General features: G+C 66.0%; 9 protein-coding genes. 5 read left to right on the top strand and 4 right to left on the bottom strand.

Annotated features, from left to right (window positions below):
• Nucleotides 1-78 precede the first annotated feature (78 nt).
• From AAC050_RS06105 to AAC050_RS06085, 5 genes are read left to right on the top strand one after another with little or no spacing between them, the layout of a single operon-like run.
• Complete coding sequence (locus AAC050_RS06105) at nucleotides 79-1,518, top strand: glucoamylase family protein (RefSeq protein ID WP_339914178.1); 1,440 nt, start codon at nucleotides 79-81, stop codon at nucleotides 1,516-1,518.
• Nucleotides 1,515-2,780, top strand: coding sequence for a sugar ABC transporter substrate-binding protein (locus AAC050_RS06100; RefSeq protein ID WP_339914177.1), 1,266 nt, complete (start codon nucleotides 1,515-1,517; stop codon nucleotides 2,778-2,780). Before AAC050_RS06105 ends, AAC050_RS06100 begins: the two co-directional genes overlap by 4 nt.
• A gap of 11 nt (nucleotides 2,781-2,791) precedes the next feature.
• Entirely contained in the window at nucleotides 2,792-3,697 is a 906-nt protein-coding gene (locus tag AAC050_RS06095) for a sugar ABC transporter permease (RefSeq protein ID WP_339914176.1), read from the top strand.
• Entirely contained in the window at nucleotides 3,694-4,515 is an 822-nt protein-coding gene (locus tag AAC050_RS06090; RefSeq protein ID WP_339914175.1) for a carbohydrate ABC transporter permease, read from the top strand. The genes AAC050_RS06095 and AAC050_RS06090 overlap by 4 nt, the downstream gene beginning before the upstream one ends.
• A gap of 7 nt (nucleotides 4,516-4,522) precedes the next feature.
• Nucleotides 4,523-7,684 (top strand): discoidin domain-containing protein, encoded by a 3,162-nt coding sequence (locus AAC050_RS06085; protein WP_339914174.1) that lies wholly within the window; start codon nucleotides 4,523-4,525, stop codon nucleotides 7,682-7,684.
• 4 nt (nucleotides 7,685-7,688) lie between these two features.
• On the opposite strand, the gene ugpC is transcribed toward AAC050_RS06085, so the two are convergent.
• The 4 genes from ugpC to AAC050_RS06065 form a co-directional block, all read right to left on the bottom strand.
• Nucleotides 7,689-8,777, bottom strand: coding sequence for a sn-glycerol-3-phosphate ABC transporter ATP-binding protein UgpC (ugpC, locus tag AAC050_RS06080; RefSeq protein ID WP_339914173.1), 1,089 nt, complete (start codon nucleotides 8,775-8,777; stop codon nucleotides 7,689-7,691).
• 97 nt (nucleotides 8,778-8,874) lie between these two features.
• Entirely contained in the window at nucleotides 8,875-9,906 is a 1,032-nt protein-coding gene (locus AAC050_RS06075; RefSeq protein WP_339914172.1) for a cysteine synthase A, read from the bottom strand.
• A gap of 230 nt (nucleotides 9,907-10,136) precedes the next feature.
• Complete coding sequence (locus AAC050_RS06070) at nucleotides 10,137-10,706, bottom strand: L,D-transpeptidase (protein WP_339914171.1); 570 nt, start codon at nucleotides 10,704-10,706, stop codon at nucleotides 10,137-10,139.
• 191 nt (nucleotides 10,707-10,897) lie between these two features.
• Nucleotides 10,898-13,207, bottom strand: coding sequence for a filamentous hemagglutinin N-terminal domain-containing protein (locus tag AAC050_RS06065; protein WP_339914170.1), 2,310 nt, complete (start codon nucleotides 13,205-13,207; stop codon nucleotides 10,898-10,900).
• Between the last annotated feature and the right edge of the window lie 14 nt (nucleotides 13,208-13,221).

Below are 13,221 nucleotides of genomic sequence, written 5' to 3'. Positions count from 1 at the left end.
GACGGCCGCCCTTCGTTTCCGGACGGAGGGCGGCCAACTTTTCTGTTTTTGTCCTGAATTGCGTATGAGGTTGTGCCCATGGATCGTCGTCGATTTCTGATGGGTTCGGCCGCTGCGGGCGGGGCGCTTGTGGCCTTGGCCGGTTGTCTCGGCATTGCCGGGCGCGTTCCCGTTACCGGACGCCGGGTCGACCCCGAAATCGACGAGCTTCAGGAACGGACGTTCCGCTGGTTCCAGCGTGTCACCACTTCCGCCAACGGTCTGACACCGGACCGTTGGCCGAGTGAATCCTTCTCTTCGGTCGCCGCCGTAGGATTTGCCCTGACCTGCTGGCCGGTCGGCGTGGGTCGCGGCTGGATCACCCGGGATGAAGCGCGCCAGCGTACCCTGACCACCGTCCGCTTTTTCCACGACGCCCCCCAGGGGCCACAGGCAACTGGTGTCACCGGCTACAAGGGCTTCTTCTATCATTTTCTCGACATGGAGACTGGTCACCGTTTCGGTCAGACCGAGCTGTCCACGGTCGACACTGCTCTGTTGCTGGCGGGTATGCTGTTCGTGGCCCGCTGGTTTGACGGCGACCATCCTGACGAGGTCGAGATCCGGAACAGGGTCCAGGCCATCTATGACCGGGTCGAATGGGACTGGGCCGTCGTGCGGCCGGACCGGATATCCATGGGCTGGCATCCCGAGACCGGATTCATCCCGGCCGACTGGCATGTCTACAACGAAGGCATGATCGTGCTGCTGTTGGCCTTGGGCAGTCCGACCCATCCGGTGGCTCCATCGGTCTGGACCGAGTGGTGCTCGGTCTATGACCAGAGCTGGACCGAGCATTGGGGGCCGGCCCATCTGCATTTCCCGCCGCTGTTCGGGCACCAGTACAGCCACATGTTCGTCGATTTCCGTGGCATCCGTGACGCCTGGATGCGGACGAAATCGGCCGAGATCGGCGCGTTCGACTATTTCGAGAACAGCCGTCGGGCGGTGCAGGGTCAACGGCAGTACGCGATCGACAATCCGATGGGCTGGGCCGGCTATTCCGCCGAGGTCTGGGGCCTGACGGCCTGCGACGGCCCCGGTGATTTCAAGACGGTGATCGGGGGCCGGGAGCGGGAGTTCTTCAGCTATTCGGCGCGAGGCCCCGGGGATCGCGATGACGGCACCCTGGCCCCCACGGCGGCGGCGGCTTCCCTGCCGTTCGCGCCAGAAGCGGTGACCGCCTGCGTCAAGGCGATGAAGGCGCGCTACGGTCAGGTGATCTACACCGAGTACGGCTTCCTCGATGCCTTCAACCTGACCCTGACAGAGGCTCATCCCGCCCTGCTGCACGGTCGCATCGTACCGGGCGTCGGCTGGGTCGACCGGGACTACCTCGGGATCGACCAGGGGCCGATTGTGGTCATGACCGAGAACCACCGGTCGGACCTGGTTTGGCGCGCTATGCGCGGCGAACCGAACCTGATCCGGGGCCTGAAGCGCGCGGGCTTCTCGGGCGGCTGGCTGGACCGTGCATGACGTTGCTGCGGCCAGACCGCCGCGCGACGCTGGGCCTGCTGGCCGGAGGCGCAGTCGCGGCCTGTTCGTCGCGCGCCGATGGCATCACCCGGCTGCGCTTCTGGGCCATGGGCAATGAGGGCAGCAATGTCCCGCAGCTGATTGCTGTGTTCGAACAGTTGAACCCCGGCATACGCGTCGAGGTCCAGCCCCTGCCGTGGACGGCGGCGCACCAGAAGTTGCTGACGGCCTATGCCGGGGATTCGCTGCCGGACGTCAGCCAGATCGGCAACACCTGGGTGTCGGAGATGGCAGCCATCGGGGCCCTGTCACCGACGCCGGCCGCCGCAGCCGACCTGCTGACGGACCAGTTCCCGGCGGTGCTGGAGACCAATGAGATCGGCGGGCGGGCCATGGCCACGCCCTGGTATGTCGACACCCGTCTGATCTTCTACCGGACCGACATGCTGGCCCGGGCCGGTCACGAGGCGGTGCCGCCGACTTGGGCCGAGTGGAAGCGCGCCATGCACGACGTGAAACGGGTGGCCGGGGCGGGCAATTACGCGATCCTGATGCCGGTCAATGAGTTCGAACAGCTGCTGACCTTCGGCCTGCAGGGCGACGAGGCGCTACTGCGCGACGAGGACACGCGCGGTAATTTCGCCAGCCCGTCCTTCATCGCCGCCCTGGCCTTCTACAAGAGTCTGTTTGACGAGGGGCTGGCTCCGCTGGTGTCGGCCACCCAGATCTCCAACGTCTGGATCGAGTTCGCGCGCGGCTATTTCAGTTTCTATTTCTCCGGCCCCTGGACCATCGGCGACTTCAAGGCGCGCCTGCCGCCCGAGACGCGCTGGATGACCACGGGCGTGCCCGGCCCAACCGGTCTGGGGGCCTCGGCTCCGGGAGGCTCGTCATTGGCCGTGTTCCGCGCCTCGCCGTATCAGGAGGCGGCGTGGAAGCTGGTGCGCTACCTGTCAGAGCCGGCGGTTCAGGCCCGCTTCAATGCCATCACCGGCAGCCTGCCGGCCCGGCAGAGCGCCTGGTCGGCTCCCGCCGTCGCGGGCGACCCCTATATTGCGGCCTTCAAAGGCCAGCTGGCCCGCGCCCGGGCGGTGCCCAAGGTGCCCGAGTGGGAGCGGATCGTCACGGAAATGCAGATCGTCGCCGAGCGTATGGTGCGGGGCGAATATACGCCCGAAACTGCCGGGGCCGAGATCAACCGTCGGGCTGACCGGCTGCTCGAGAAGCGACGCTGGATGATCGAGCGGGACCGGGTGTCGTGATGGCGCAACCGGTGACAGCGCCCCATGTCGCGACGCGGCATCGCCAACGGACAGCCTGGGGCTTTATCGCTCCGGCCCTGATCGCCATTGCCGTCTTCTTCGTCGTGCCGGTGGTTTCGGCCATGTTTCTAAGCCTGACCGATTTTGACATCTATGCCCTGGCCGATCTGAAGAACCTGCGCTTCGTCGGCGGGCAAAATTACGAGCGGCTGCTGACTAATCCGCTGTTCTGGGGGGCGATGCGCAACACGGTTGTGTTCGCCGTCATCGGCGTGCCCCTGACCATCGCCGCCTCGCTGGGGGCCGCGGTCATCCTGCATGCGCGGGTGGTGAAGTGGCGGCCAATCTGGCGGGTGATGTTCTTCGCCCCTTATGTCACCACCCTGGTGGCCACGGCGGTGCTGTGGAACTATCTGCTGCACACTCGTTATGGTGTGATCAATTGGGCGGTGACCAGTGTCGGCCTGCCCGCCGTCGACTGGCTGGGCAGTCCAGCAACTTCGATTCCGGCCATCCTGATGTTCGTGGTCTGGAAGACGTTCGGCTACAATATGCTGATCTTTCTGGCGGTGCTGCAGACGGTGCCGGACGATCTGTATGAGGCCGCACGGATCGACGGGGCGGGACCGTGGAAGTCGTTCCGGCACGTCACCCTGCCGGCCATCGCCCCGACCCTGCTGCTGGTCAGCATCATCTCGGTGGCGGGCTTCTTCCAGCTGTTCGCCGAACCCTATGTGATGACCCAGGGCGGCCCCGCCCAGAGCACGGTGACGGTGCTCTACTTCATGTACGAAGAAGGCTTCAAATGGTGGAACCTAGGCTCCGCCAGCGCGGTCGCCGTCATCCTGTTCCTGTGCATCTTCGCGGTGACCCTGGTGCAGCTTTGGGTGTCGCGCCGACTGGGGGTCGAGACATGAGGTTTCGCCCGAAGACGATCCTGTTGAATTTCGCCGTGGCGGTCATTGCCCTGCTGGTGCTGTTCCCCCTGGCCTGGATGGTGTCGGTCAGCTTCATGTCGACCGGTGAGGCGGCCAGTTTCCCGCCGCCGCTTCTGCCCCGGGTCTGGACGCTGCAGCATTACCGCGACCTGTTCGTGACCCAGGGCATGGGACGCTACCTCTGGAACAGTTTCGCCCTGGCCACCTTGGCCACGATCCTCGCCCTGGGGTTCACCGTGCCGGCCGGCTATGCCTTCGCCAAATTGAACTTCAAGGGGCGGGACCGACTGTTCCAGCTGATGATCGGAGCCCTGGTCATTCCGGCCCAGATCGGCACCCTGCCGTTGTTCCTGATGCTGAAGTCGGTCGGGCTGGTGAACACCTACGCCGGGGCGCTGGTGCCGTGGCTGGCCTCGATCTTCGGCCTGTTCCTGGTGCGGCAGTATTCGCTGTCGATTCCCGACGAGATGCTGGAGGCGGCGCGTATCGACGGGGCCAGCGAGGGGCAGATCTTCCGTCGCGTGGTCCTGCCGACCTTGCAGCCGATCGTGGTGACCCTGGGACTGTTTGTCTTCCTCGGCAGCTGGAACGATTTCCTGTGGCCCCTGATCGTGCTGACCGACCAGTCGCACTACACCCTGCCGGTGGCGCTGGCCGCCCTGTCGCGTGAGCATGTGCAGGACATCGAGATGATGATGGCCGGGGCCGTGATCACTGTGGCCCCGGTGCTGATCCTGTTCCTGGCCCTGCAGCGCTACTACATCCGCGGCATGCTCGCGGGCAGCGTGAAGGGCTAGGGCGGACATGGGAATCCTGCGTGTCCTGACCAGTTTGCTGATGGCCTTGGCCCTCGCCGGAGCCGCCCGGGCCCAGACGATGGAGACGCTGGACTCCTTCGACTCCTTGATGCCGTGGACGGCCGACGCCTCGACCGATGTGTCGTCGGCGATCACGACGGTGCCGGGCCATGACGGTCGGGCCATGCGGCTCACCTATGACTTCAACGGGCACTCAGGTTATGCCTTCGCTGCTCGGTATATTGATCTGAATACACCAGACAATTATGAGATTAGTTTCTGGCTTCGCGGCGCGATGCGCCCCAATACACTGGAGGTCAAATTCGTCGATGCCTCGGGCGAGAATGTCCACTGGCGGCGCATTGAACGCTTCGAGGCGACCGGTGACTGGACCCGCTACACGATCAAGAAACGTCAGATCGTCCGGGCCTGGGGACCGGACCCGGACCCCGCCTTCCGCGGGGCCGCGCGTATCGAATTCGTGGTTACGGCCGGGGAGGGTGGATCGGGATTCATCGAGCTGGACCAGTTGGAACTGCATGCCCTGCCGCCGGAGCCCGACACGTCACCCCGGCCGATCGCGACCGCATCGAGCCAGGAGGGTAACGCCGTTGCGTCAGCGAGCATCGATGATGATCCGGGCAGCGTGTGGCAGTCGACGGCTTCGGGTGATCAATGGTTGATTCTCGACCTTGGTTACGAACGGGAGTTCGGCGGCCTGACCCTGCGCTGGACCGAAGGGCAGGCGGCGTCCGACTATGCGGTTCTGGCCTCGTCCGACGGGCAGGGTTGGCGTGAAATGACCCGGGTGTCGGACGGTGACGGGGGCACGGACTGGCTGCGGTTGCCGGAAGCTTCGGCCCGGTATCTGAAGCTGGACCTGAGGGTGGGGCCCGGACCGACCTATGGACTGAAATCGGTTGAAATCGAGCCGCTGGCGTTTGGGGCCACGGCGACCGCCTTTGTCACCACTGTGGCCGGCGAGAGTCGTCGCGGCCTCTATCCGCGCGGCTTCGTCGGTGAACAACCCTACTGGACCCTGGTCGGGGTCGACGGCGGCGGCGAGAGCGGACTGATCGGCGAGGACGGGGCCATCGAACTGCGGCGCGGCGGTCCGTCGATCGAGCCCTTCGTGCTGGACAACGGGCGACTGGTGACGTGGGCGGATGTCGAAATCAGCCAGTCGCTTCGGGACGGATATCTGCCGATTCCGACGGTGACGTGGATAGGGGAAGGTTGGACGCTGGCGACGAGCGCCATCGCGGACGGCACGCCGGAAGCGGCCCAGCTGTATGGCCGGTACGTCCTGACCAACAGGTCGAACCGGCCACGGACCCTGACCCTGGCGCTAATGGCGCGACCGTTTCAGGTCAACGGCCCGGTGCAGTTCCTGACTACGCCCGGCGGTGTCGGCCCGATCCGGCAGGTCGACTGGGCGGGCGGTGCGCTGGTCCTGAACGATGCCATTCGGATTCACAGTCTGGGCCGGGCCGACGCCGTCGCGGTTTCGGATTTCCAGGCCGGTGCCGACCCCCAGAGCCTGCTTGCTAACGCTGCGCGGCACCGATCGCCGCGCGAACGGTGGGTCGAATCCGACACGGAGCTGGCCGCGGGGGCCCTGCTGTACGAGGTGACCCTCCAGCCGGGACAGGTGCGCACCTTCGGATGGACGACGCCTCTGTCCGGCGGCCCCATCGACCTGATCGAGCCCTCGGCCGGAGTGCTGCTGCAGTTGGTTGAGGACCGTGTCGCCTCCGTCTGGCGCGAAAAGCTGGACCGTTTCGATCTGATCCTCCCGCTCGAGGTCGAACGGATCGAGGACGTCATGCGATCCTCTCTGGCCCAGATCCTGATGTCGCGGCAGGGGCCGGTCCTGCAACCGGGCACACGCAGCTATAACCGCAGCTGGATCCGCGATGGCGCTATGATGGCCGAGGGGTTGAACCGGCTGGGTCACGCCGATCTGTCAGCCGACTATCTGCGCTGGTTCGCGCCGCTGGTATTCGACAACGGCAAGGTGCCCTGCTGCGCTGATGCGCGTGGGGCCGATCCGGTGCCTGAGAACGACAGCCACGGCGAGTTCATTTTTCTGGCCGCCGAGACATATCGCTACACGCATGACGAGGCCCTGTTGTGCGAGGTTTGGCCGCAGGTGCAGGGGGCGGTTGCTTATATGGACGACCTGAGGGCCTCGACCCGGACTGCCGCGTTCCAGACCGAAGACAGGCGTCACCTGTTCGGGCTGCTGCCGCCGACGATCAGTCACGAGGGCTATTCGGACCGGCCCGCCTACAGCTACTGGGACGATTTCTGGGGCCTGCGTGGCTATCGCGACGCCGCCTTCATCGCTGACACCATGGGCGACCCGGTTGCCGCTGCCCGCATTCGGGCTTCGGAGGCTGAGTTTCGTACTGACCTGACGGCCTCGATCACGGCGACGGCACAGGTGTACGGCATCGACTGGATCGCCGGGGCCGCCGATCGGGGTGATTTTGATGCGACCTCGACCACCATCGCCCTGTCGCCGGGCGGGCTGATTGATGACCTGCCACAGAACCTGCTGACGGGGACCTTTGACAAATGGTGGCTCAATTTCACCGCGCGGCAAGAGAACCGCATCGCCTGGAAGGACTACACCCCCTACGAGCTGCGCAACGTCGGGGCCCTCGTGCGACTGGGGCGGCGCGAGGACGCGCTGCGGGCACTGGACTTCTATTTCGCTGACATGCGACCGGCCGCATGGAACGGCTGGGCCGAGGTCGTAGGCCGCGACGCGCGCGAGCCGCGGTTCATTGGCGACATGCCTCACGCCTGGATCAGTTCGGACTATATCCGCTCGGCCCTCGATTTGCTGGTCTATGAACGTGATCGCGACCATGCGCTGGTGCTGGCGGCGGGGGTGCCGACCCGTTGGCTGGAGACAGAAGCGGGCGTCGGCGTTCGCGGCATTCGCACCTCTTGGGGCCCGGTCGGCTATCGCTTCCGTAGCGAGGGCCGGACCTATGTTCTGACGATCGAACCGGGGGCGACGCCGCCGGGCGGCTATGCCGTGCAATGGCCATCGGGCGAGACGCCGCCGGCGCGGGTGCGCATCGACGGTCGCGCGGCCGAATGGTCGCGGGGCTGGCTAGCCATTCCGGCCGATGCCCGTCGTATCGAGATGCGCTGAAACGTCAGGGGCGCGGAAAGGCGTTTCCGTCGGTACCGAACAGGTGGGCCTGGTCGGCGGCAACATGCAGGGTCAGGTGGTCGCCGGTCTTGGGGCGGACCGTGCCCGACAGCTGCACCGTCAGGGTTTCGGCCAGACCGGAATAGGTCAGATAGGCGAAGGTGGTGTTGCCGAGCGTCTCGACGAAGACCGCCTCGGCGGTGATGGGCGAGCCCGGCTCAGTCAGACCCAGCTGTTCCGGTCGCACACCCAGGGTGACCCGGTCGCCCGCCTTGCCCGAGGATGCGTCGACCGCGACCGTGACGATGTCCCCGGCCTCCGTTCTGACGGTGGCGCTGCGGGCCAAGTTCTCGACCAGTTCGGCCGGGATCAGGTTCATCTTCGGACTGCCGATGAATTCGGCCACGAACAGGTTCCGTGGATGTTCGTACAGATCCATCGGGGCCCCGACCTGTTCGATCACGCCGGCGTTGAGCACGACAATCCGGTCGGCCAGGGTCATGGCCTCGATCTGGTCGTGGGTGACGTAGATCATCGTCGTCTTCAGCTCCTCGTGGAGCCGGGCGAACTCGTACCGCATCTTCACGCGCAGCGCGGCGTCCAGGTTGGAGAGGGGCTCGTCGAACAGGAAGACCTGCGGTTCGCGGACGATGGCGCGGCCGATGGCCACTCGCTGGCGCTGACCGCCGGACAGGGCCTTGGGCTTGCGGTCGAGATAGTCGGTGATGTTGAGGACCGTCGCCGCGGCCCGGACCCGCCGGTCGATCTCGACCTTGTCGGCCTTGGCGATCTTCAGGCCGAAGGCCATGTTCTCGTAGACGCTCATGTGCGGATAGAGGGCGTAGGACTGGAACACCATGGCGATGCCGCGGTCGGACGGCGACAGGTCGTTGACCACCCGACCGTCGATCTCGAGGGTGCCGCCGCTGAGGTCCTCCAGTCCGGCGATGGTCCGCAGCAGGGTGGACTTGCCGCAACCCGAAGGGCCGACGAAGACCACGAACTCGCCGTCGGCGATGTCGAGGTCGATGCCGTGCAGGACTTCGACAGCCCCGAAGCTCTTTTTCACTCCGGTCAGCCGGACGTCCGCCATGCTTCAAGCCCCGATCATTTCACCGCCTTAGCGTAACCGGTTACAGGTCGGGATCAATGGGGGGGAAACAGCAAGTGCGTCCGGAGGCGGCCGGTGACTATTTTGTTCGGTGATCTTGAACCGGCGACGGCGAGGTCCAGTCGGGAACCGGCAGGCCACGGGCTTTCAGGAAGTCCGGATTGAAAAGTTTCGACGCATAGCGGGATCCGGGGTCACACAGGCAGGTGACGATGGTCTTGCCCGGGCCGAGGTCACGCGCCAACCGGACCGCGCCGGCAAGATTGACGCCGGTCGAGCCGCCCAGCGACAGACCCTCCTCGCGCACGAGGTCGAACAGGATCGGCAGGAATTCGGCGTCCTCGATGCGATAGGCCTGGTCCGGGGTAAAGCCCTCGAGATTGCCGGTGATACGGGCCACGCCGATGCCTTCGGTGATGGACGAGCCCTCGCCGCTCATCTCGCCCTTGGTGAACCAGTTGAACATCGCGGCCCCCGCCGGATCGGCCAGGGCGATGAGGACGGACGGGTCGCGCTCCTTCAGGAAGGCCCCGACCCCGGCGATGGTACCGCCCGAACCCACGGCACTGACGAAGGCGTCGATGCGGCCGCCAGTCTGTTCCCAGATCTCCGGCCCGGTGCCGGTGTAGTGGGCGTCGCGGTTGGCGGTATTGTCGAACTGATTGGCCCAGACGGCTCCATTCGGGTTTTCGCCGTCGATCTCCTGTGCCAGGCGACCCGAGGTATGGACGAAATGGGCGGGGCTGGAGAAGGGGGCGGCGTCGACCTCGATCAGCCGGGCCCCCAGCGCCCGGATCGCCTGTTTCTTCTCGTCTGACTGGGTGCGGGGGATGACGATGACCACCGGATGGCCCAGCGCCGCCCCGACCAGGGCCAGCCCGATGCCGGTGTTGCCGGCCGTGCCCTCGACGATGGTGCCGCCGGGCCGCAGTTTGCCGGAGGCCCTGGCTGTCTGCACGATCGACAGGGCGGCGCGGTCCTTGATCGACTGGCCCGGGTTCAGGAACTCGGCCTTGCCGAGGATTTCACAGCCCGTTTCGTCCGAAAGACGATTCAGCCGGATCAACGGGGTATTGCCGATGAGGTCGATGATGGAGCGGGTCACCGTCATGGAGAACGTCTTTCGGTCTAGGGCGGAGAGCGCAACCGGGCCGGCTCCGGATACCGGATCCCGCTACGCTCCGGAGACCGACAGGAATGAAAATTCCGACGGCAACCTGCATCAGATAGGAAGCAATCTGCCTTGATCCAGTTCCGGCGTCTCGCACGGACCGAATACTTGAACTGCCGTGAGGTGAACGACACCCTGCCCCGCTCGACCTGAGCCGGGAACGACCCGCGTTAGTCAGAGGGCGATGCCACGGTAGCGCGGGCTGCCGTGAAGTAGTCTTTCTCGATCGATCGGGTTTCCGGCAGGATATAGACGACTCCCACGGTTGCGTCGAAGGCGGGCTGCACGACCTCCTCGAAGAATTTCACCGGCACATTGATGCAGCCATACGAGATTCTGTTGTCCAGTGCGGTGGTCGTGGCCAGGCGCTGCAGTCGGCGGTCTGCGGGACGGGTCGTGATGACCGGGTGCAGGGAGAGGGCGGTGGCGTAGTCGACCCACAGGATCTGCTTGCCGCCGAGGTTCTCTCCCATCGACGCGACGAAGCGCCCGGCCGGTGTGATGCGATCTTCGGGGCCGATGCTGGACAGGGGGCGGTCGCCGATGCCGGGAGGCGACACGTCGCCTTGCGTCAGACCCAGCAAAACGGGGGCCTCTCCAAGCAGCTGGCCTTCGCGGTCAAAGACGAGAACCCGCGCATTGATCTTGTCGACGATCAGAAAAGGGAGTCCCTGATTGTCGGCGGTCTCCCGGATCCACGTCTCAATCTGGTCCGCGGTGGACGATGCGGCGGCGTCCACCGCAGCGTCCGGACCTTCAGACGAATAGGGGAATCCGGCGGCCAGACTCGGCTGGGCGAACGCGAGCCCCACAACCAGTCCTGCCGCTGCGGCCCACCGTCCCGGCAAGCGAACCTCGGCACCGGGCGTACGCACACGAGGCATCATGCAGGCGGCGGACGTCAGAAAGGGGTGCGCCGGGGATGGCATGCTCAGTTGCGGTCCTGTTTGCGGGGATAGACCGGGACAGGCGGAGGCGGCGGGGGGGGCGGCGGAGGCGGCGGGGCCTCGACCACCACCTCGACCGGCGGCGTTTCATACACCGGCATCCGCACGCCCAGATCCATTACCGCCAGCCTGATATGTGCCGGCGGAGTCACAGTCGGCCAGGTCACCGTCGGATAGGGCAGGATGGGCCGGGTGACGACCGGTGGTGGCGGAGGCGGCGGCGGAGGCGGCGGAGGAGGAGGAGGAGGAGGAGGAGGAGGCGGAGGAGGCGGAGGAGGAGGCGGAGGAGGCGGCGCGGCGGTGATCGTTCCTCGTGTCCTGAACGTGGACACGCAGCAGGCACCGGCCAAGGCGTACTGGTCGGCATTGGCCCCCGCGAGGGTGTAGCCGCTGTAGGTGATGCCGACGTCGGTGCCGGCCGCGGCCGAATCGAAGGTCGCGAGGGCGGCGGGGCCTGCTACCAGGGTGACACCCGAGGGCAGGCCCGAGGTCGTGGTGGTTCTGAAGCCGGTGAGGGTCGTTGCGGTCGTGCCGTCGAAGACCCGGCTGCCGTCCGGGAACAGCAGCATTCGCTGCGTCAGTGTCGCCCCCCCCGTCAGGGTGAAGCGTGGAAGGAAGTCCGTCGGTGCCGTGTAGGACACGGGATTGTAGTTGATCGTGGCCGGGGCGGCCGTGACCGTGACCAGAGGGGCCAGCGGGCTGAAGATGATGGTGCCGCCGTTCACGCCCGGACCCGAACCGTCCGCGCCGGCGATGAGGGACAGGCCGACCGTCAAGCCCAGACTCTGGGCCGGAATCGTACTGCCCCGGGTCAGGGTGATGGCGGCGTCGATGTGGACGTCGTGCCCGGCGCACAGGGTGATGTTGCCATCCGTCGTGGTGATCGCGTGAAAGACATTCACGTTCTGCCCGGCGCTGAGCAGGAGGCTGCCGTTCACTGTGGTTATGGCCGCGTTGACGTTCACGTCGCGGCCGCAACAGGCTACGAAATTGCCGTTGGTGGCGGTGATCGCAGCGTTGATATTGATGTCGCGATTGGCGTTCAGGGTCAGGGTCGTCGGCGTGGAGGACGCCGTCCAGGTGATCGCGTCATTGACGTGGATGTCGCCATTGCCGGGCAGGGTGGCCCCCGGCCCCGTCATGGTGCTGATCACGACATTGGTGGTCACCAGCTGTGCGGACAGGGTGGCACCGGAAATATTACCGCCCGCGCCGATGGTGAAGTCCTGCGGATCGATCAGCCATGTCCCGGTCGCGCCTGACGGGGCAGCGGTCGTGATGCGGGTCCCGGTCGCGATGTTCACCGTTCCGGCGGAGGTTTCGATGAAGCCGCCGTCGCCGCCGTCGGGGGCGCTGGTGTCCAGCACGCCGTCAACGTTCAACGTGCCGCTCTGCATGTCGCCCAGCAGCAGGATCGTTCCGTTGCGTTCACCGATCGTGCGGGCCTGGATGACGCCGGTGTTGTTCACCACCGTTCTGAGCAGGTCGCCCGCGCCCTGTGCGGTCATCAGTACGCGACCGCCGTCGGCGTGCAGCATGCCGCCGTTCTGGACCAGGGCACCGGCCGCGCCCCTGTCGACCACCACATTGAGCAGCCGGTCGCCGGCCACATCGAGGGTGATAGCCTCGCCCGAGGCGAGGGCGATCGTGCCGAGATTGGCCTGGACGAGACCCTCATTGCTTACGTGGCCACCCAGCAGCGCGACATAGCCGCCGTTTGCGATGATTGTGCCCTGGTTGAGCACCGCGCCGCTTCCGCTGCCCGAGAACCTGTAGTCGCCGGCCATGAAATCTGCGTCGCTCATGCCCAGGGTGGAGGCGACAAGCCCGCCGACATTGACCTGGGAGCCCTGGCCGAACAGCACGCCGTTCGGATTGATCAGAAACACCTGACCGTTGGCGGTCAGGCTGCCGAAGATCGCCGATGCGTCCGGGCCCAGCACCCGGTTCAGGGCTACCGAGCTGCTGTTCGGCTGCACGAAGACGACATTGCCGCCCTGGCCGATGGAGAAGCTCTGCCAGTTGATCGCTGTATTCTGCGTTGACTGGTTGATCGTCATTCCGCCGGGGCCGGTGGTGATGGTCGCGCCACCCGCGGTGACCGATCCGCCGGTAGGCAGGGTCTGGGCCTGGGCCGGGGCTGCCAGGGACAGGGAGGCGGCCAGTCCGACCATGGCGCAGGCCGTGAGGCCGGCCAGATTGGTCGTGGCGGACAGGGTCGCCTTGCGGCTGGACAGGCCGCCTTGGGGCCGGGCGTGTGCAGCGCCGGCGGTCAGGTGATGGAGTCTGGTCATCAGAACGTCCTTGT

The organism is uncultured Brevundimonas sp., from assembly GCF_963974615.1.
GTDB lineage: Bacteria > Pseudomonadota > Alphaproteobacteria > Caulobacterales > Caulobacteraceae > Brevundimonas.
Note: the sequence above shows the minus strand (reverse complement) of the source record. Positions and strands in the feature narration are given on the sequence as shown.

Excerpts from the sequence above, each read along its gene's own strand:
- AAC050_RS06105 (WP_339914178.1), top strand. The coding sequence starts at position 79 with ATGGATCGTCGTCGATTTCTGATGGGTTCGGCCGCTGCGGGCGGGGCG.
- AAC050_RS06100 (WP_339914177.1), top strand. The coding sequence starts at position 1,515 with ATGACGTTGCTGCGGCCAGACCGCCGCGCGACGCTGGGCCTGCTGGCC.
- AAC050_RS06090 (WP_339914175.1), top strand. The coding sequence starts at position 3,694 with ATGAGGTTTCGCCCGAAGACGATCCTGTTGAATTTCGCCGTGGCGGTC.
- AAC050_RS06085 (WP_339914174.1), top strand. The coding sequence starts at position 4,523 with ATGGGAATCCTGCGTGTCCTGACCAGTTTGCTGATGGCCTTGGCCCTC.
- ugpC (WP_339914173.1), bottom strand. The coding sequence starts at position 8,777 with ATGGCGGACGTCCGGCTGACCGGAGTGAAAAAGAGCTTCGGGGCTGTC.
- AAC050_RS06075 (WP_339914172.1), bottom strand. The coding sequence starts at position 9,906 with ATGACGGTGACCCGCTCCATCATCGACCTCATCGGCAATACCCCGTTG.
- AAC050_RS06065 (WP_339914170.1), bottom strand. The coding sequence starts at position 13,207 with ATGACCAGACTCCATCACCTGACCGCCGGCGCTGCACACGCCCGGCCC.